The organism is Pseudomonas sp. GL-RE-26 (assembly GCF_019956275.1).
In the GTDB taxonomy this organism is placed as follows: Bacteria; Pseudomonadota; Gammaproteobacteria; order Pseudomonadales; family Pseudomonadaceae; genus Aquipseudomonas; species Aquipseudomonas grandcourensis.
In genome coordinates, this window is sequence record NZ_JAHBDI010000011.1 from 228,573 (window position 1) to 246,137 (window position 17,565).

The window sequence follows — 17,565 nt, forward strand, 5'->3', positions numbered from 1 at the left end:
TGGCGGCATAACAGTCAACGATGATGTTGGATGTTATGGCCTCATCGCGAGCAAGCTCGCTCCCACAGTGTTTTGTGGTGCTTTCAAGGGATGCTTATTGCTTCTCGAGCAACCACTTGCGCTCACCCGGGGTGAACGAGGGCATCTCGTCCGCCTGCGCCGTGTTCACGGTCTGGAAAATCTCCAGTTCCTTGCCCTTGCGTGCAAAGATCCAGGCGTTGCCCTGGCCATTGAGTTGCAGCCACATGTTGTCATTGCCACCGCTCATGGATGCGCAATCACCGGCCAGGCACAACGCATAGCGATCGCTGCCTGGCAGGCCGGTCACCTGGCCGTCGGCCTGGAATTGAACCGTGTTGCCTTCGCCTGGACCGTTGACGATTGTCCAGCCGCCGCCCATGTAGGCTGAATACAGCGCGCGTTCGAAGCTGGCGCCTATCGGTGCGCCATCCGGTACCTGGATCTGTACGCGGTCGAAGACTTGCTCAGGCTCGTTGTCGCTGGCGGACTGGCTCAGTTGCTTGCCAACACGCTTCAGCTCACTGGCTGAGCTGCCATAAAAGTCGACTTTCCAGGCGCCGGACTGTTCACCCAGCAGCTTGCCGTCGACATTTTCAAAACCGTTGGTGTAGCGGGCCTGACCGGCCTTGGTGTTGATGTCCCATTCCAGGTTCGGACCATAGGCCTGGAGAGCTTCACGCAGGGGGACGCCTTTGGCGGCAGCATCGATCGCCACCTGGTTGATCCAGGTGCCGCTGATGTCGCGGTCGGCAGGGTTGCTGGCACATCCGCCCAGGAACAGGGCGAGCAGCGAGAGAGCAAGCGCGTTGCGCATGGGTGGAATCCTTTCAAGCATTCTTTACAGCAGAGCAGTCGGCGCAGCCCGAGGCTGCGCCGTACGCATTACTCGATGACCAGGATGGCATCCATTTCAACCTGCGAACCCTTTGGCAGGGCTGCTACGCCGATGGCGGCGCGGGCAGGGTAAGGCTGGTCGAAGTACTTGCCCATGATCTCGTTGACCTTGGCGAAGTGGCTCAGGTCGGTGAGGAAGATGTTCAGCTTGACGATGTCCTTGAACGAACCGCCAGCGGCTTCAGCCACGGCCTTGAGGTTCTCGAACACCTGGACGGTCTGGGCCTCGAAGCCTTCAACCAGTTCCATGGTTTTTGGGTCCAGGGGAATCTGACCCGACATGTAAACGGTGTTGCCAGCCTTGATCGCCTGGGAGTAAGTACCGATGGCGGCCGGGGCCTTGTCGCTGGTGATAACAGTCTTGGTCATGTAGGACTCCTTGTAATTAGGGCTTAGGCGCGCATGCGGGTGATGCGAGTCACCCCGGTCAAGGCGCGCAGTTTCTTGATCACGCGGGCCAGGTGCACGCGGTCGTGCACGCTGACCACCAACTGGACCACGCTGATGCGACCATCGCGTTCGTCCATGCTGATTTTCTCGATGTTACCGTCGGCGGCGTTGACGCTGCTGGCCAGCAGGGCGATAAGGCCGCGCTGGTGTTCCAGCTCGACGCGCAGCTCGACGTTGAATTCGCCGGTGACATCCTTGGCCCACGAGAGCTGGATGCATTTTTCCGGGTTGTGGCGGATTTCGCTGATATTGCGGCAGTTGTCCAGGTGCACGACCATGCCTTTGCCGGCGGACAGGTGGCCAACAATCGGGTCGCCCGGGATCGGCGTGCAACACTTGGCGTAGCTGAGCACCAGGCCTTCGGTGCCGCGAATCGCCAGCGGGCCTTCAGGGCTAGGCAACTGTTCGCCTTCGCCCAGCAACCGGCGGGCCACCACATAGGCCATGCGATTACCTAGGCCGATGTCTTCCAGCAGGTCTTCGATCAGTTCCAGGCGGTACTCGACGAGCATGGCCTTGACGCGTTCGGCCTGAATTTTCTCCAGCGAGCTGTCGAAACCATTGAGGACCTTGTTCAGCAGGCGCTCGCCGAGGCTGATGGATTCGGAGCGGCGTTGCAGTTTCAGTGCATGGCGTATGTGCGTGCGCGCCTTGCCGGTGACCACGAAGTTGAGCCAGGCCGGGTTCGGCCGCGCACCTGGGGCGCTGACGATCTCGACCGTGGAGCCGCTTTGCAGCGGTTCGGACAGTGGCGCGAGACGACGATTGATCCGGCAGGCAATGCAGCTGTTGCCCACGTCGGTGTGCACCGCGTAAGCGAAGTCGACTGCCGTGGAGCCCTTCGGCAGCTCCATGATCCGGCCTTTGGGCGTGAACACATAGACCTCGTCCGGGAACAGGTCGATCTTCACGCTTTCGATGAATTCCAGCGAGTTGCCGGCGCGTTGCTGCATTTCCAGCACGCCCTTGACCCACTGGCGGGCGCGGGCATGGGTGCCTTTCGGCTGCTCGTCGCCGCTGGACTTGTACAGCCAATGGGCGGCGATGCCGTTGTTGGCCATCTCTTCCATTTCACGGGTGCGGATCTGGATCTCGATCGGAACACCGTGCATGCCGAACAGCGTGGTGTGCAGCGACTGGTAGCCGTTGGCCTTGGGGATTGCGATGTAATCCTTGAACCGCCCCGGTAACGGTTTGTACAAATTATGCACGGCACCCAGCACGCGGTAGCAGGTATCGACCTTGTCGACGATGATCCGGAACGCGTAGACGTCCATGATCTCGTTGAAGGCCCGACGCTTGCCGCGCATTTTCTTGTAGATGCCGTAGAGGTGTTTCTGGCGACCGCTGACCTCGCCCTGGATGCCATCGATGGCCAGGCAGTGGCTTAAGGATTCTTCGATCTTGTTGACGATTTCCTTGCGGTTGCCCCGGGCGCGTTTGACCGCCTGGTAGATCCGCGCGGAACGCATCGGGTGCATGGCCTTGAAACCGAGGTCTTCGAACTCTATGCGGATGGCGTGCATGCCCAGCCGGTTAGCGATGGGCGCATAGATTTCCAGGGTTTCCTTGGCGATGCGCCGGCGTTTTTCGCCGGACAGCACTTCCAGCGTGCGCATGTTGTGCAGGCGGTCGGCCAGCTTGACCAGGATCACGCGAATGTCGCGGGCCATGGCCATGGCCATTTTCTGGAAGTTTTCGGCTTGCGCCTCGGCCTTGGTCTCGAAGTTCATCTGGGTCAGTTTGCTGACCCCGTCGACCAGTTCGGCCACAGTTTCGCCGAACTGCGCTTGCAGCGCTTCCTTGGCAATACCGGTGTCTTCGATCACGTCATGCAGCATCGCAGCCATCAGACTCTGATGGTCCATGTGCATGTCGGCAAGAATATTCGCAACCGCGAGTGGGTGCGTGACGTACGCCTCGCCGCTACGGCGGCGTTGGCCGTCGTGGGCTTGTTCGGCGTAGAAATACGCTCGGCGGACCAGATTGACCTGGTCCTTGCCGAGGTAGGTCGATAAGCGATCGGCGAGGGCGTCTATGCTCGGCATGATGTCTCCTGCCGTAAGCTTTTATCCCGCGCCGTGCTACGTCGACCAGGCATAGGCTTAGACGGCCTCGTTGGACTCGTCCTCGAATGCAGCAAAAAGCGGTTCATCTTCAACGATTTCGGCTTCGGCGATAGCTGCGTAGTCGATCAGGCCTTCAGCGATTTCACGCAGGGCGACGACGGTAGGCTTGTCGTTTTCCCATGCTACTTTCGGCTCTTTGCCGCCGGTGGCCAGTTGACGGGCACGCTTGGTAGAGAGCATGACCAGCTCAAAGCGGTTATCCACGTGTTCTAGGCAGTCTTCAACGGTTACGCGGGCCATGGTCTTCCTCGTAGCAAATGCAATATGCGCGCTGCCCGGATGGGCGAGCGGACTCAACAGTTTAAAAAATCACCAGCGTTTAGGGAAGCGCTGATTTTTTGACCAGGCCCTTCAACGCGCTACAAGTGCCAATGTAAAGCCCTTGCAGCTGTTTTGGGAAGGGCTGATTAACCGAGCAATTCAGCCAGCAATTTGCCGTGACGCTGCTGCTGACGCTTCTGAATCAGCTGATTGGCGCGGAAAATCGCCTTCAGATCGTGCAGCGCGTGGGCGAAATCGTCGTTGATGATCAGGTAGTCGTAGTCGACGTAGTGGCTCATTTCGCTGACGGCTTCGCGCATCCGGCCGTCAATGACTTCATCACTGTCCTGGCCGCGATTGGTCAGGCGCTGGTGCAGGGCCTGCAATGACGGCGGCAGAATGAAGATCGAGCGGGCCTGAGGCATCAGCTTGCGTACTTGTTCGGCACCTTGCCAGTCGATTTCCAGAATCAGGTCGTGGCCTTCGTCCAGGGTCTGCTGAAGGTGGCTTTGCGAAGTGCCGTAGAGATTGCCGAACACTTCGGCGCGCTCGAGGAAATCCCCGTGTTCGATCATCTTCACGAACTCGCTGCGGTCGACGAAGTGATAGTTCACGCCATTCACTTCACCGGGACGCATGGCGCGGGTGGTGTGGGAGACCGAGACGCGGATCTCCGGGTTTGCGTCGGTCAGGGCCTTGACCAGACTGCTCTTGCCCGCGCCCGAAGGGGCGGAAATGATGTACAGGGTGCCGGTGCTGTGTGTCATGTCGGGGTAGCCTTACTCAATATTCTGCACTTGTTCGCGCATCTGCTCGATCAACACCTTGAGGTTGACCGCAGCCTGGGTGCTGCGCGGGTCGAAGGCTTTGGAGCCCAGTGTATTGGCTTCGCGGTTGAGTTCCTGCATCAGGAAGTCCAGGCGCCGACCGGCGGCGCCGCCGGATTTGAGCACCCGGCGAACTTCGATGATATGAGTGCTCAGGCGATCCAGTTCTTCGGCGACGTCGCTTTTTTGCGCGAGCATGACCATTTCCTGCTCCAGGCGCTGCGGGTCCATCTCGGCCTTCATGTCGGCGAAGCGGTCGAGGACTTTCTGGCGCTGGGTGGCGAGCATTTGCGGAACCAGTTCGCGCAAGGTCACCACGTCTTCTTCGATGGAGCTCAGGCGCTCGTTGATCAGCCGCGCCAGCTCCGTGCCTTCGCGCTCGCGGCCGGCCTTCAGTTCCTTGAGGCCCTGGTTGAACAGTGCCAGCGCTTCGGCGTTCAAGGCTTGCGGGTCGGTGGCGTCGCCTACCAGGACGCCGGGCCAGGCCAGGACTTCCAGTGGGTTCAGCGCTGCCGGGTTCTTGATCAGGCTGGCGATGGTCTCGGCGGCGGCGACCAGTTGCGCGGCGCGCTCCTGATCGATTTGCAGCGCCTTGCCGGTGTTCTCTTCGGTGAAGCGCAGGGTACATTCGAGCTTGCCCCGCGATACTCCCTGGCGCAGGGCCTCACGAACAGCGCCCTCGAGGTCACGGAAGGATTCCGGGAGACGCAGGTGGGGTTCCAGGTAGCGGCTGTTGACCGAGCGCAGTTCCCAACTCAGGGTGCCCTGGACGCCGGCTTTCTCGACGCGGGCGAAGGCGGTCATGCTGTGCACCATGGAGGTACCTCGCAAGGCAGATCGGCACAGAACCGAGGTTCCGGGAATCCGATATCAATGAATTAAAGCCGACTGGCAGCAAAGGCGCAGGATTGTAGCGCAGTGGCGCAGATGCGCCCAAACACACAGTGTGACAAAGAGCGGCAGGCCTGCACCGACGCGCGGTGCAGAGCCCTCGGTCGTCGGCGGAATTTTTTAGAAGTGCCCAGTGGCGGCCGTCGGCTCTATAATGCTCCGCAGTTTTCCGTCCCCAGTACAGGTACTCCCTATGATACGTCCAAGTGGTCGCGCTGCCGATCAGCTCCGCTCGATCCGCATCACCCGCAACTACACCAAACACGCCGAGGGTTCTGTGCTGGTCGAGTTCGGTGACACCAAGGTCATCTGCACCGTCAGCGTTGAACCGGGCGTACCGCGTTTCCTGAAAGGCCAGGGCCAGGGCTGGTTGACCGCCGAGTACGGCATGCTGCCGCGCGCAACCGGCGAACGTAACCAGCGTGAAGCGAGCCGCGGCAAGCAAGGCGGCCGAACCCTGGAAATCCAGCGTTTGATCGGCCGTTCCCTGCGCGCTGCGCTGGACATGACCAAGCTGGGTGACGTCACCCTGTACGTCGACTGCGACGTGATCCAGGCCGACGGTGGCACCCGCACCGCGTCGATCACCGGTTCCATGGTTGCGCTGATCGATGCCTTGAAAGTCATCAAGAAGCGTGGCGGCCTGAAGGGCGGCGACCCGGTCAAGCAAATGATCGCTGCGGTTTCCGTGGGCATGTACAAGGGTGAGCCTGTGCTCGACCTCGATTACCTGGAAGACTCGGCCGCCGAGACTGACCTGAACGTGGTAATGACCAGCGCTGGCGGTTTCATCGAAGTCCAGGGCACTGCCGAAGGCGCGCCGTTCCAGCCTGAAGAGCTGAACGCGATGCTCGAACTGGCCAAGAAAGGCATGAACGAGATTTTCGAACTGCAAAAGGCCGCACTGGCTGACTGACCGGACTGCTCCAGACAAGGAGGACACCATGAGTGACGAGCAACTGCCGCTGCCCACGCCGAGCCAAGAGGTGCGTCAGTGGGCCATGTTTTGCCACTTGTCCGCCTTGCTGGGGATCTGGATTCCGTTCGGCACGATCATCGGCCCGCTGATTCTCTGGCAGATGAAGCGCGAGATGGACCCGTTCATCGATGCCCAGGGCAAGGAAGCGCTGAACTTCCAGATCACCGTCGCAATCGCCTCGGCTATCTGCTTCTTGCTGATGGTGGTGATTATCGGGTTCTTCCTGTTTGGCCTGATCGCGATCGGTGCGCTGGTGCTTACGATCATTGCCGGGGTGAAGGCCAATGAGGGGCAGCCTTATCGGTATCCGTTCACTTGGCGGTTGATCAAATAACGATCAACGAAGATCCCCCCTGTAGGAGCGAGCCTGCTCGCGATAGCGGTCTGACAGCCACTGCATCGGTATCTGATGTATCGTCATCGCGAGCAAGCTCGCTCCCACAGAAAAGCAAAAACAAGTACCCACAAAAAAGCCGACCCTGAAGTCGGCTTTTTTGTGTCTGCGAAACGACGCTTAAATGGTCAGCGTCCAGTCGTAGTCCACGATCAGTGGCGCGTGTTGCGAGAACCGCGGCTGGCGTGGCAGGCGTGCGCTGCGTACGAAGCGGCGCAGGCCAGGGGTCAGCAACTGATAGTCGAAGCGCCAACCGAGGTTGAGCATCTCCGCCTGTTCGTTGTCCGGCCACCAGCTGTACTGGTCGCCTTCACGGCTGACTTCACGCAGGGCGTCGACATAACCCATGTTGCCGACAATCTCGTCCATCCAGGCACGTTCAGGTGCCAGGAAGCCCGGAGATTGCTGGCTGTCGCGCCAGTTCTTGATATCCAGCTTCTGTTGCGCCACGTACAGAGAGCCACAATAAATGTACTCGCGGCGTTTGCGTCGCTGTTTATCCAGATAACGGGCGAAGTCGTCCATTAGCTTGAACTTCTGGTTCAAGTCTTCATCGCCGTTCTGCCCCGAAGGGAGCAGCAAGGTCGCGATGCTGACCTTGTCGAAATCGGCTTGCAGGTAGCGCCCGTAGCGGTCGGCCGTCTCGAAACCGAGACCGCTGATGACAGCCTTCGGTTGCAGCCGCGAATACAAAGCCACGCCGCCTTGGGCGGGAACTTCGGCATCGCAGGCATAAAGGAAGTATCCATCCAGTTGGAAGGCTGGATCGTCCAGTTCAAAGGCGGAGGCGCGGGTGTCCTGCAGGCAGATGACGTCGGCATTCTGTGCCTGCAGCCAACTGAGCAAACCACGCTCGACTGCAGCCTGAATACCATTGACGTTCACACTGATGATCCGCATAAATGGCCCCAAAAATCGCGTGCGTGTATGATACACGGCGTCAAGCTAATTAGCTAAATCCGTGGTATTTGGGGTTTTTTCATGCAAGCGTATCAGCGCGATTTCATCCGTTTTGCCATCGATCGCGGCGTTTTGCGCTTCGGTGAGTTCACCCTGAAGTCCGGGCGCACCAGTCCTTACTTCTTCAACGCTGGCCTGTTCAACTCGGGTTCGGCTCTGGCGCAGCTGGGACGTTTCTACGCCGCTGCCATTGCCGAGAGCGGCATTCCCTTCGACGTGCTGTTTGGCCCGGCCTACAAAGGCATCCCTTTGGCGGCGACTACTGCGGTGGCCCTGGCCGAGCATCACAACCGTGACCTGCCATGGTGCTTCAACCGCAAGGAAGCCAAGGCCCACGGTGAAGGCGGCAGCCTGGTTGGCGCACCGTTGACCGGCGACGTTCTGATCATCGACGACGTGATCACCGCCGGCACCGCAATCCGTGAAGTGATGCAGATCATCGCCTCCCAGGATGGCGCCAAGGCCGCTGGCGTGCTGATCGCCCTGAACCGTCAGGAGCGTGGCAACGGCGAGTTGTCGGCGATCCAGGAAGTCGAGCGTGACTTCGGCATCCCGGTCATCAGCATCGTTTCGCTGAACCAGGTGCTGGAATTCCTGGCAGATGACCCGCAGCTCAAGCAGCATCTGCCAGCCGTGGAAGCGTACCGCGCGCAGTTCGGCGTTTAATCGCTATTCCCTGTGGGGAGCTTGTGTGGCGAGGGAGCTTGCTCCCGCTGGGCTGCGTAGCAGACCCAAGAATGTCGTGAGTGCTGCGCACTCAAGCGGGAGCAAGCTCCCTCGCCACAAAAAAGCAGCCTTCCATAGGGAAGACGGTGAAAAAAAAGACCCCGCTCAGCCAGGCCGAGCGGGGTCTTTTTGTTTGCGCTATCGCTTAAGGACGCTTGCGATTGCTGATCAGGGTGCCCACGCCGGTATCGGTGAAGATTTCCAGCAGGATCGCATTCGGTACGCGACCGTCGATGATCAGCGAGCTGCCCACGCCGCCCTGGACCGCTTCCAGTGCGCAACGGATCTTCGGCAGCATGCCGCCGTAGATAGTGCCGTCGGCGATCAGGTCGTCGACTTGCTGGGTTGTCAGGCCAGTCAGGACCGTGCCCGACTTGTCCATCAGGCCGGCGATGTTGGTCAGCAGCATCAGCTTCTCGGCTTTCAGCGCTTCGGCGACTTTACCGGCCACCAGGTCAGCGTTGATGTTGTACGACTCGCCGTTGGCACCGACGCCGATGGGCGCGATCACCGGGATGAAATCGCCCTTGACCAGCAGGTTCAGCAGGTCGGTATTGATGCCGACTACTTCGCCCACGTGGCCGATGTCGATGATTTCCGGGGTGGTCATTTCCGGTGTCTGACGGGTAACGGTGAGCTTCTTCGCGCGAATCAGCTCGGCGTCTTTACCGGTCAGGCCGATGGCGCTGCCGCCATGACGGTTGATCAGGTTGACGATGTCCTTGTTGACCTGGCCGCCGAGGACCATTTCCACCACATCCATGGTCGCGGCGTCGGTGACGCGCATGCCGTCGACGAAATGGCTCTCGATCGACAGGCGCTTGAGCAGGTCACCGATTTGCGGGCCGCCACCGTGAACCACCACCGGGTTGATGCCCACGGCCTTCATCAGCACGATGTCGCGGGCGAAGCCGGTTTTCAGCTCCTCGCTTTCCATCGCGTTGCCGCCGTATTTGATCACCAGTGTCTTGCCGACATAACGGCGGATGTAAGGCAACGCTTCGGACAGGACCTTGGCGGTGTTGGCGGCGGCTTCGCGTTCGAGGGTCATTCAGGGCTCCGGGTGAATCAGAACGGTAGTTGGAGATCAGGTGCAACACGCTTCAACTGGACTTTGAATACGTCCTTGATGCGCTGCAATTCAGCCTCGTCATCGGCCTCGAAACGCAGCACCAGCACCGGAGTGGTGTTGGAGGCGCGTACCAGGCCCCAGCCTTTGGCATAGTCGACTCGCACGCCGTCAATGGTGGTCAGGTCGGCGCCTTCGCCCCACTGCGCATCGTGCAATGCATCAATGATGCTGAATTTGCTCTCTTCGGTCACATGGATATTGATTTCCGGCGTAGAAATATCGTTCGGGAAGGTCGCGAACAGCTCTTCGGCCGAGGATTTTTCCTTGCTGAGGATCTCCAGCAATCGCGCGGCGCTGTAGATGCCGTCGTCGAAACCGAACCAGCGCTCCTTGAAGAAAATGTGCCCGCTCATTTCGCCAGCCAGCAGGGCGCCGGATTGTTTCATTTTCTTTTTGATCAACGAGTGACCAGTCTTCCACATTAACGACCGACCACCGTATTCCTTGATCAGCGGAATCAGGCGACGGGTGCATTTGACGTCGAAGATGATTTCGGCGCCCGGGTTGCGCGCCACGACGTCGCGGGCGAACAGCATCAGCAGGCGGTCCGGGTAGACGATGCTGCCGGTGTTGGTCACCACGCCGACGCGGTCGCCATCGCCGTCGAAGGCCAGGCCGATGTCAGCGTTGGTTTCCTTGACCTTGGCAATCAGGTCCACGAGGTTTTCAGGTTTGCCCGGGTCCGGGTGGTGGTTCGGGAAGTTGCCGTCCACTTCGCAGAACAGCGGGATGACTTCGCAGTTCAGCGCTTCGATCAGTTGCGGGGCGATCACGCCGGCCGCGCCGTTGCCGCAGTCGACGACCACTTTCAGGCGACGGGCCAGCTTGATGTCCTGGACGATTTCGGTGGTGTAGCGATCGAGAATCTCGACCTGGGTGATGCTGCCCTGGCCGCTGCTCAGGTTGTTGGTCTTGAGGCGGTCGTGCAGGGCCTGGATCTGTTCGTTGGCCAGGGTGTCGCCGGCAATGACGATCTTGAAGCCGTTGTAGTTCGACGGGTTGTGGCTGCCGGTGAGCATCACGCCGGATTTGCCGGCCAGTACGTTGGCGGCGTAGTAGAGCGCCGGAGTCGGGACCAGGCCGACATCACTGACGTGGCAGCCGCTGTCGGCGATGCCTTTGATCAGTTGCGCGACCAGCTCCGGGCCGGACAGGCGACCATCGCGACCGACGGACACGTTTGGCTCGCCCTGGGCCAGGCTTTGGGAGCCGACGGCGCGGCCGATCCAGTAAGCGGTTTCGGCGTTCAGGAATTCCGGGACGGTGCCGCGGATGTCGTAGGCGCGGAAGATGCTGTCAGGGAACTTGGGTACGATTTTGGCCGGGGTGTTCATCTGTGGAAATGCTCCATCTCGAAAGTGGCTGGACACGCCGCCGATTCATTCGGCAGCAGGTTCAAACTGAAGGGTATGACGGCGTTTTCCACAGAGAGTTCGTGGTATGAAAGGGCCATGACGCCCCTGACGGCAAGGGTTTGGCCGGGCAATGCCTTGATTTCCGGAGCTAAACCTTGCAGATGACAATTTGAATTTTGTGGCGAGGGAGTCAGATCCCCCGCCCCAAGAACAGCGTGATCGGATCAGCGGGTACCGGTATGGCCGAAACCGCCAGTGCCGCGCTCGGTTTCAACAAACTCTTCAACCATCTCGAAGTGAGCCTGTACCACCGGCACCAGCACCAGTTGCGCCAGGCGCTCGCCGACCGGCATGGTGAATTCGGTCTGGCCACGGTTCCAGCAGGAGACCATCAATGGGCCTTGGTAGTCGGAGTCGATCAGACCCACCAGGTTGCCCAGCACGATGCCGTGCTTATGGCCCATTCCCGAGCGCGGCAGAATCAGCGCCGCCAGGTTTGGGTCACCGATATAAACCGACAGGCCAGTGGGGATCAGCACGGTTTCACCCGGCTTGATCACGGTGTCCTGTTCCAGCATGGCGCGCAGGTCGAGGCCGGCGGAGCCTGGTGTGGCGTATTGCGGCAGCGGGAATTCGGTACCGATGCGGGGGTCGAGGATCTTGGCTTGCAAAGCGTGCATGTAAATTAAACCTGGTTTAGACGTTCGGCGATAAAAGTGATCAGCTGGCGAGCAATCTTGCTCTTGCTGGTCTGGGCGAAAAGTGTGGCGTGAAGTTCACGGTCGATGACGCTGCAGGCGTTTTCTTCGCTGTTGAAGCCAATGCTCGGGTTGGCGACGTCGTTGGCGACGATCAGGTCGAGGTTCTTGTCTTTCAGCTTGCGTGCAGCGTAATCGAGCAGGTGTTCGGTCTCGGCGGCGAAACCGACACTGAACGGACGGTCGGGGCGGGTGGCGATGGTGGCCAGGATGTCCGGGTTACGCACCATCTGTAGCAACAAGCCGTCGCCGTTCGTAGGATCTTTCTTGAGTTTCTGCGGGGCGACGACTTCCGGACGGTAATCCGCGACCGCTGCCGAGGCGATGAACAGATCGCAAGGGATCGCCGCTTCACACGCGGCGAGCATGTCGCGGGCGCTGACCACATCGATGCGGGTGACGCGATCGGGAGTCGGCAGGTGTACGGGGCCGGTGATCAGGGTCACGCGGGCACCGGCCTCCACGGCGGCTTCGGCCAGGGCAAAGCCCATTTTTCCGGAGCTGTGGTTGGTGATGTAGCGCACCGGGTCGATGTTTTCCTGGGTCGGGCCGGCCGTGATCAGCACGTGTTTGCCGGTCAGTGCCTGACGCTGGAAGCAGTCGGCGGCACACTGGGCCAGTTCAATGGCTTCGAGCATGCGCCCCAGGCCGACATCGCCGCAGGCCTGGCTGCCGGAGGCCGGGCCGAAGACCTTGATGTCGCGACTTTCTAGGGTTTGCAGGTTGGCCTGGGTCGCCGGATCGCGCCACATCGCCTGGTTCATTGCCGGTGCGACGGCGACCACTGCGTCGGTGGCCAGCACCAGCGTGGTCAGCAGATCGTCGGCAATGCCTTGGGCCAGGCGGGCAATAAGGTCCGCCGTGGCGGGGGCGATCAGCACCAGGTCGGCCCATTTGGCGAGCTCGATGTGGCCCATGGCTGCTTCGGCCGCCGGGTCCAGCAGGTCCAGGTGGACCGGGTGCCCGGACAGGGCCTGCATAGTCAGCGGGGTGATGAACTCTGCGCCGCCACGAGTCATGACCACGCGCACTTCGGCGCCCTGATCGATCAGGCGGCGAACCAGGTCGGCGCTCTTGTAGGCAGCGATGCCGCCGCCGACGCCCAGAACAATGCGTTTCCGATACAGCCGCTGCATAGGCCTGCCTTTCAATTCGTTGGTGACATACGTGGCGAAACCCCCTCCCCAGGATGAATTCGCCCGCAAAAAAGATGGGCTACGATATCACAGCGACCGCTACGGAACAGCGGTGCCCACAGACAGGGAGGTGCTATGAGTATTCGCGATTGGCCGGCGACGGAACGGCCGCGGGAGAGGTTGCTTGAACAGGGTGCGGGAAGCCTTTCGGACGCCGAACTGCTGGCGATCTTTTTACGTACGGGCGTGGTGGGTAAAAGTGCAGTAGATCTGGCGCGACACCTGTTGAATCAGTTTGGCAGCCTGCGTTTGCTGCTTGAGGCCGATCAGGAAACGTTCAGCAAGCAGCTGGGACTTGGGCCGGCGAAATTTGCACAGTTGCAGGCTGCGCAAGAAATGAGCAGGCGCCATCTGGCCGAGCGAGCGCGCCAAAAATCGGCACTGGAGAATCCGCACGCGGTTCGTGAGTACCTGAAATCGATGCTGCGCCACGAGCCGCACGAGGTGTTTGGGTGTCTGTTTCTCGATTCCAGGCATCAGGTACTGGCGTTTGAGACGCTGTTTCGCGGCTCCATCGACAACACCAGTGTTCATCCGCGAGAGGTGGTCAAGCGTGCCCTGGCCAACAACGCAGCAGCATTGATCCTCTGCCACAACCATCCGTCGGGCAACACCGACCCCAGTCAGTCCGACCGGGTGCTGACCAATCGCCTGCAAAAGGCGCTGGAGTTGATTGACGTGCGGGTGCTCGACCATTTCATCATCGGCGACGGCGATCCGTTGTCGATGGCTGAGTATGGGTGGATGTAGATCTGGTGGGGGAATGCAGAACCCTGTGGGAGCGGGCTGCCCGCGATGACGGCGGTACATTCAGTACAAAGGTTGCCTGAAAGTCCGCTATCGCGAGCAAGCTCGCTCCCACAGGTTATGTGTGGTGGTTGGGTTATTTGATACTGACCTTGGAATAGTCCTGCCGGCCGAACGGGCTGACCGAGTACCCCTCGACATCCTTGCGCGTCAGCGCGAACGCAGTCGGGTGGGCCAGTGGCAACCACAGCGCCTGCTGCTGGATCTGCGCCTGGGCCTGTTCGTAGAGTTTGCTGCGCACACCTTGCTCGCCGGTGGTCTTGCCGGCGCTGATCAGCTTGTCCAGGTCCTGATTGCAGTAGCGGGCGAAGTTGGTACCGGACTTGACCGCGGCGCAGGAAAACTGCGGCGTGAGGAAGTTGTCCGGGTCACCGTTGTCACCGGCCCAGCCCATGAACAGCAAGTCATGTTCACCGGCCTTGGCGCGGCGGATCAGTTCGCCCCATTCGATCACGCGGATTTCGGCCTGAATGCCGATTTCCGCGAGGTCAGACTGCAGCAGTTGAGCGCCAAGGCTTGGGTTGGGGTTAAGCAGGCTGCCGGAAGGGCGGGTCCAGATGGTGGTCTGGAAGCCGTCCTTGAGTCCGGCCTTGGCCATCAAGGCTTTGGCCTTCGCAATGTCGTGAGGGTAGCCCGGCAGGTTTTTCGCGTAGCTCCAGGTGTTGGGTGGGTACGGACCGTTGGCCGCCTCGGCGGTGTCTTCGAACACGGCTTTGACATAGCTGGCCTTGTCGAAGGCAAGGTTGATGGCCTGGCGGACTTCAGGCTTGTCCAATGGCGGATGCTGGCTGTTGATGCCGACGAATGCGGTCATGAACGCGTCAGTCTTTTCGACTTTCAGCGTCGGCTCTTTCAGCGCTTCCTGTACGTCCAGAGGCTTGGGCGACAGGGCGATCTGGCATTCGTTACGGCGCAATTTCTGCAGGCGCACGTTGGCGTCCGGGGTGATGGCGAAGATCAGCGGATCTACAAGAGGTTTGCCACCGAAGTATTCGGGGTTGGCTTTGTAGCGAACCGAGGCGTCCTTCTGGAAGCGAGTGAAAACGAACGGCCCTGTGCCGATTGGCTGGCTGTTGAGCTTCTCGGGTGTGCCGGCCTTCATCAGTTTGTCGGCGTATTCGGCCGAATAGATCGAGGCGAAGCCCATGCTCAGGGTCGCCAGGAAGGTCGAATCCGGGTGGTCGAGGGTGAAGCGTACGGTCTGCGGGTCGAAGGCGTCGATCTTCTTGATCAATGCAGGTAACTGCATCGATTGCGCATGGGGGAAGCCGCTCTGGGCGACTTTGTGCCACGCATTGGCCGGGTCGAGCATGCGGTCGAAGCTGAAAATCACGTCTTCGGCGCTCAGGTCGCGCGTTGGGGTGAAATACTCGGTGCGATGGAATTTCACCTGCGGGTGCAACTTGAAGACGTAGGTCAGGCCGTCGGGGCTGACTTCCCAGCTGTCGGCGAGGCTGGCGACCACTTTGCCACTAGCCGTGTCGAAGTCCACCAGGCGATTCATCAGCACATCGGCCGAGGCGTTGGTGGTGGTCAGCGAGTTGTACTGCACCACGTCGAAGCCTTCAGGGCTGGCCTCGGTGCAGACGCTCAGGGCGGCGGCAAAGGCCTGTGGGCTCAGCAGAAGCGGGGCGAGCAACAGCGGTAGGGCAGCGAGGCGCATGGTCGGCTTCCTTTACAGATCGAAGGCCCATCTGCAAGTGCAGTCTGGAAAAGGCTTACCCTAGTGGGCTCGTTTGCAAATGACTATCCCCTTTTTCATTTTGAGAGGACTATAGCGCCTGAATTTGCTGTGAGGCGGGAGAGCAAAATCCTGATTTGGCCGGTTGGCCGATTCTCTGCGACGAGCGGTCGCCATCGATGATAGCCTTTGTCCAAGGCGCTCGGAGCCCGAAAAACGGGGTTTTTGTGAATTCAACGCGCACCGAATGTTGTTGCTCTCCAGTCTTTCTGGTATAAAGCAGCGCTCTTTTCTAGGGGCCCGGTTCCTTCACTGTAGGTGTAGCCGGTAAGACCTCTAAAGAAACGCGGCGCCTGGCGCCAAATGACTGAGAGATTAAGCGGCCAACCCATGCCGGGTTGGGCATGTGGTTTTAGAGGGCTGAGGCATGTCTAGAGTATGTCAAGTTACCGGTAAGGGTCCGGTGACTGGGAATAACATTTCCCACGCAAACAACAAAACCCGTCGTCGTTTCCTGCCGAACCTGCAGCATCACCGCTTCTGGGTTGAAGAAGAGAAACGTTTTGTGCGTCTGCGCGTATCTGCCAAAGGCATGCGTATCATCGACAAGCGTGGCATCACTGTCGTGCTGGCCGAACTTCGCCGCGATGGCAAGGTTTAAGGGAGCTAATCATGCGTGAATTGATTCGTTTGATTTCGAGCGCCGGTACTGGTCACTTCTACACTACCGACAAGAACAAGCGTACTACCCCGGACAAAATCGAGATCAAGAAATATGATCCGGTTGTTCGCAAGCACGTGATCTACAAGGAAGGCAAAATCAAGTAATTGATTTTTCCCTCTTACGAAAAAGGCCCGTATCGCGAGATACGGGCCTTTTTTGTTGTGCTTGAAAAAACGGGTAACTCTTCAGTCTGATCAAGTCACAGTGCTTCAGTGCTGAGTAGAGCGATGCACGGTTTAGCGCAAATCAATTGCCCATGGTGACATGGGTGATGATTTCGTTTTCAACCAGCAGATTGATCCGTGCGGGATTGTAGTCTTTGGTCATGATGAACCCGATGCCCCTCGGACGTACCGCCAGCCCGGTCTTGTTGGCGAGCTCTCCACGCAGCTCTTCGGAGTATTGCCGGCCGATGTACTGAATGGCTGTGTCCAGGTGTTGTTTCAAATCAGTGGTCATATATCGCTTCCTTGCAATTGGTGAGTGAGCGAAATTGCTCCCGTCATCCGTCTTGGATGCCGTGAAGAAATACTGGAGCAGCCCCGAATATTTATCACCTGCTGTACTGTATCGCGATGTTTGCCGGAGCCCGCCCATGAAAAAGCCCGTCACCAGGGACGGGCTTTTAAGTATTTCGATGATCTTGCTTCAAGCCTTCTGTTCAAACGCTACGTAGATCTTGCGGCATGGCTCCAGCACTTCCCAGGTGCCTTTGAATCCGGCGGGGATCACGAAGCGGTCGCCTGCGCGCAGGGTCTTGGCATTGCCCTCGTTGTCACGCAGCACCGAAACCCCTTGCTGGATCTCGCAGTACTCGTGCTCGGTGAAGTTCACTGTCCACTGCCCGACTGCACCTTCCCACACACCAGCGTTCAACTGGCCACAAGGGCTGTTGTAGTGGTTGTAAACGGCTTGTTCCGGGTCGCCCTTGAGCACTTTGGCTGCGTCCGGGCGGTAGCGTTCGGCGGCGGTGGTGGCCTGGCTGAAGTCGACGACGTTCTGGATGTTCATTGTTGTTATCCCCCGTGATTACGGCGCGAGTGGTGGGTGTCCGGTCTCGCCAATACTGTTCCTTTTTGACGGCATCTGTTGCTGTCATGCTGCGTTGCCGCTCCTCGCCATAGCGGGCTATGACTCGTCACGGCGCCTTGCCTGACAACAACATCTGCTCGTCAAAAGAGGAACGTATTGGCGAGACCGGACACTGAAAGGCTCAAAGTCTATGTTTATTAAAATGAACATCGCAAGGCCGTTTGCCGGTGTTATGTCAAATATATTGAAACTTCATGTGCGGCTGGTTTAGGGTGGTGGATGCCTTGGGCCGAAAAGCAGGCTGGCCGGGCAGAATTCCTGACAGCGCCCGCGAAGAACGCGGGTGTC

The 17,565-nt window shown here is 59.5% G+C and carries 19 protein-coding genes and 1 pseudogene; 6 read left to right on the forward strand and 14 right to left on the reverse strand.

Translation table 11 applies throughout. From position 1 onward, the window contains the following. Positions 1-94 precede the first annotated feature (94 nt). From KGB07_RS08565 to KGB07_RS08590, 6 genes are all read right to left on the reverse strand, one after another. Complete coding sequence (locus KGB07_RS08565) at positions 95-835, reverse strand: hypothetical protein (protein WP_223465209.1); 741 nt, start codon at positions 833-835, stop codon at positions 95-97. Positions 836-903: 68 nt separating this feature from the next. Continuing rightward, positions 904-1,284: a RidA family protein gene (locus KGB07_RS08570; RefSeq protein ID WP_003229509.1), complete on the reverse strand. Its 381-nt coding sequence runs from the start codon at positions 1,282-1,284 to the stop codon at positions 904-906. A 23-nt stretch (positions 1,285-1,307) separates the two neighbouring features. Continuing rightward, positions 1,308-3,413 (reverse strand): bifunctional GTP diphosphokinase/guanosine-3',5'-bis pyrophosphate 3'-pyrophosphohydrolase, encoded by a 2,106-nt coding sequence (gene spoT, locus KGB07_RS08575; RefSeq protein ID WP_046038943.1) that lies wholly within the window; start codon positions 3,411-3,413, stop codon positions 1,308-1,310. A 57-nt stretch (positions 3,414-3,470) separates the two neighbouring features. Further along, positions 3,471-3,734 carry a DNA-directed RNA polymerase subunit omega gene (gene rpoZ / locus KGB07_RS08580; RefSeq protein WP_007921129.1) on the reverse strand — a complete coding sequence of 88 codons (264 nt, stop codon included), beginning with the start codon at positions 3,732-3,734 and terminating at the stop codon, positions 3,471-3,473. A gap of 167 nt (positions 3,735-3,901) precedes the next feature. Continuing rightward, positions 3,902-4,522 carry a guanylate kinase gene (gene gmk / locus KGB07_RS08585; RefSeq protein ID WP_046038947.1) on the reverse strand — a complete coding sequence of 207 codons (621 nt, stop codon included), beginning with the start codon at positions 4,520-4,522 and terminating at the stop codon, positions 3,902-3,904. A 12-nt stretch (positions 4,523-4,534) separates the two neighbouring features. Next, positions 4,535-5,398: a YicC/YloC family endoribonuclease gene (locus KGB07_RS08590; protein WP_046038949.1), complete on the reverse strand. Its 864-nt coding sequence runs from the start codon at positions 5,396-5,398 to the stop codon at positions 4,535-4,537. 268 nt (positions 5,399-5,666) lie between these two features. On the opposite strand from KGB07_RS08590, the gene rph reads away from it, so the two are divergent. Both rph and KGB07_RS08600 read left to right on the forward strand, forming a co-directional pair. Further along, the gene (gene rph, locus KGB07_RS08595; protein ID WP_007975179.1) at positions 5,667-6,389 is read left to right on the forward strand and encodes a ribonuclease PH; all 723 of its coding nucleotides are present in this window, start codon (positions 5,667-5,669) and stop codon (positions 6,387-6,389) included. A gap of 28 nt (positions 6,390-6,417) precedes the next feature. Continuing rightward, the gene (locus KGB07_RS08600) at positions 6,418-6,786 is read left to right on the forward strand and encodes a DUF4870 domain-containing protein (RefSeq protein WP_046038952.1); all 369 of its coding nucleotides are present in this window, start codon (positions 6,418-6,420) and stop codon (positions 6,784-6,786) included. Between the two features lie 180 nt (positions 6,787-6,966). Here KGB07_RS08600 and KGB07_RS08605 read toward each other — a convergent pair whose 3' ends face one another. Further along, complete coding sequence (locus KGB07_RS08605; RefSeq protein ID WP_003176915.1) at positions 6,967-7,746, reverse strand: exodeoxyribonuclease III; 780 nt, start codon at positions 7,744-7,746, stop codon at positions 6,967-6,969. 81 nt (positions 7,747-7,827) lie between these two features. Between KGB07_RS08605 and pyrE the strand changes: the two genes are divergently transcribed. Beyond that, positions 7,828-8,472: an orotate phosphoribosyltransferase gene (gene pyrE, locus KGB07_RS08610; protein ID WP_011336558.1), complete on the forward strand. Its 645-nt coding sequence runs from the start codon at positions 7,828-7,830 to the stop codon at positions 8,470-8,472. Between the two features lie 205 nt (positions 8,473-8,677). Here pyrE and argB read toward each other — a convergent pair whose 3' ends face one another. From argB to coaBC, 4 genes and pseudogenes are all read right to left on the reverse strand, one after another. Continuing rightward, positions 8,678-9,583: an acetylglutamate kinase gene (gene argB / locus KGB07_RS08615; protein ID WP_008047078.1), complete on the reverse strand. Its 906-nt coding sequence runs from the start codon at positions 9,581-9,583 to the stop codon at positions 8,678-8,680. A gap of 17 nt (positions 9,584-9,600) precedes the next feature. Continuing rightward, positions 9,601-10,974, reverse strand: a pseudogene (locus tag KGB07_RS08620) (phosphomannomutase/phosphoglucomutase); the annotation flags it as partial. 269 nt (positions 10,975-11,243) lie between these two features. Next, a complete protein-coding gene (gene dut / locus KGB07_RS08625) occupies positions 11,244-11,699 on the reverse strand; it encodes a dUTP diphosphatase (RefSeq protein WP_007975171.1) in 456 nt (151 codons plus the stop codon). Positions 11,700-11,704: 5 nt separating this feature from the next. Further along, the gene (gene coaBC, locus KGB07_RS08630; protein ID WP_046038959.1) at positions 11,705-12,913 is read right to left on the reverse strand and encodes a bifunctional phosphopantothenoylcysteine decarboxylase/phosphopantothenate--cysteine ligase CoaBC; all 1,209 of its coding nucleotides are present in this window, start codon (positions 12,911-12,913) and stop codon (positions 11,705-11,707) included. Between the two features lie 135 nt (positions 12,914-13,048). Here coaBC and radC point away from each other — a divergent pair, with 135 nt between their 5' ends. Then, positions 13,049-13,723: a RadC family protein gene (gene radC / locus KGB07_RS08635; RefSeq protein WP_223465211.1), complete on the forward strand. Its 675-nt coding sequence runs from the start codon at positions 13,049-13,051 to the stop codon at positions 13,721-13,723. 133 nt (positions 13,724-13,856) lie between these two features. Here the strand turns inward: radC and KGB07_RS08640 are convergent, their stop codons facing one another. Further along, positions 13,857-15,443, reverse strand: a complete 1,587-nt coding sequence (locus KGB07_RS08640) for an ABC transporter substrate-binding protein (protein WP_223465212.1) — start codon at positions 15,441-15,443, stop codon at positions 13,857-13,859. Between the two features lie 445 nt (positions 15,444-15,888). Here KGB07_RS08640 and rpmB point away from each other — a divergent pair, with 445 nt between their 5' ends. Together rpmB and rpmG are read left to right on the forward strand one after the other, a co-directional pair. Continuing rightward, positions 15,889-16,122 carry a 50S ribosomal protein L28 gene (gene rpmB / locus KGB07_RS08645; protein WP_007975166.1) on the forward strand — a complete coding sequence of 78 codons (234 nt, stop codon included), beginning with the start codon at positions 15,889-15,891 and terminating at the stop codon, positions 16,120-16,122. An 11-nt stretch (positions 16,123-16,133) separates the two neighbouring features. Continuing rightward, the gene (rpmG, locus tag KGB07_RS08650) at positions 16,134-16,289 is read left to right on the forward strand and encodes a 50S ribosomal protein L33 (protein ID WP_003177274.1); all 156 of its coding nucleotides are present in this window, start codon (positions 16,134-16,136) and stop codon (positions 16,287-16,289) included. A gap of 142 nt (positions 16,290-16,431) precedes the next feature. Here the strand turns inward: rpmG and KGB07_RS08655 are convergent, their stop codons facing one another. Next, on the reverse strand, positions 16,432-16,644 hold the full coding sequence (locus KGB07_RS08655) for a hypothetical protein (protein WP_046038966.1): 213 nt from the start codon (positions 16,642-16,644) through the stop codon (positions 16,432-16,434). Between the two features lie 189 nt (positions 16,645-16,833). Beyond that, a complete protein-coding gene (locus KGB07_RS08660) occupies positions 16,834-17,196 on the reverse strand; it encodes a cupin domain-containing protein (protein ID WP_046038968.1) in 363 nt (120 codons plus the stop codon). Positions 17,197-17,565: the final 369 nt, after the last annotated feature.

Excerpts from the sequence above, each read along its gene's own strand:
- KGB07_RS08565 (WP_223465209.1), bottom strand. The coding sequence starts at position 835 with ATGCGCAACGCGCTTGCTCTCTCGCTGCTCGCCCTGTTCCTGGGCGGA.
- KGB07_RS08570 (WP_003229509.1), bottom strand. The coding sequence starts at position 1,284 with ATGACCAAGACTGTTATCACCAGCGACAAGGCCCCGGCCGCCATCGGT.
- gmk (WP_046038947.1), bottom strand. The coding sequence starts at position 4,522 with ATGACACACAGCACCGGCACCCTGTACATCATTTCCGCCCCTTCGGGC.
- KGB07_RS08640 (WP_223465212.1), bottom strand. The coding sequence starts at position 15,443 with ATGCGCCTCGCTGCCCTACCGCTGTTGCTCGCCCCGCTTCTGCTGAGC.
- spoT (WP_046038943.1), bottom strand. The coding sequence starts at position 3,413 with ATGCCGAGCATAGACGCCCTCGCCGATCGCTTATCGACCTACCTCGGC.
- coaBC (WP_046038959.1), bottom strand. The coding sequence starts at position 12,913 with ATGCAGCGGCTGTATCGGAAACGCATTGTTCTGGGCGTCGGCGGCGGC.
- KGB07_RS08600 (WP_046038952.1), top strand. The coding sequence starts at position 6,418 with ATGAGTGACGAGCAACTGCCGCTGCCCACGCCGAGCCAAGAGGTGCGT.
- argB (WP_008047078.1), bottom strand. The coding sequence starts at position 9,583 with ATGACCCTCGAACGCGAAGCCGCCGCCAACACCGCCAAGGTCCTGTCC.
- KGB07_RS08590 (WP_046038949.1), bottom strand. The coding sequence starts at position 5,398 with ATGGTGCACAGCATGACCGCCTTCGCCCGCGTCGAGAAAGCCGGCGTC.
- rpmG (WP_003177274.1), top strand. The coding sequence starts at position 16,134 with ATGCGTGAATTGATTCGTTTGATTTCGAGCGCCGGTACTGGTCACTTC.
- radC (WP_223465211.1), top strand. The coding sequence starts at position 13,049 with ATGAGTATTCGCGATTGGCCGGCGACGGAACGGCCGCGGGAGAGGTTG.
- KGB07_RS08660 (WP_046038968.1), bottom strand. The coding sequence starts at position 17,196 with ATGAACATCCAGAACGTCGTCGACTTCAGCCAGGCCACCACCGCCGCC.
- KGB07_RS08605 (WP_003176915.1), bottom strand. The coding sequence starts at position 7,746 with ATGCGGATCATCAGTGTGAACGTCAATGGTATTCAGGCTGCAGTCGAG.
- pyrE (WP_011336558.1), top strand. The coding sequence starts at position 7,828 with ATGCAAGCGTATCAGCGCGATTTCATCCGTTTTGCCATCGATCGCGGC.
- rph (WP_007975179.1), top strand. The coding sequence starts at position 5,667 with ATGATACGTCCAAGTGGTCGCGCTGCCGATCAGCTCCGCTCGATCCGC.
- dut (WP_007975171.1), bottom strand. The coding sequence starts at position 11,699 with ATGCACGCTTTGCAAGCCAAGATCCTCGACCCCCGCATCGGTACCGAA.
- rpmB (WP_007975166.1), top strand. The coding sequence starts at position 15,889 with ATGTCTAGAGTATGTCAAGTTACCGGTAAGGGTCCGGTGACTGGGAAT.
- KGB07_RS08655 (WP_046038966.1), bottom strand. The coding sequence starts at position 16,644 with ATGACCACTGATTTGAAACAACACCTGGACACAGCCATTCAGTACATC.
- rpoZ (WP_007921129.1), bottom strand. The coding sequence starts at position 3,734 with ATGGCCCGCGTAACCGTTGAAGACTGCCTAGAACACGTGGATAACCGC.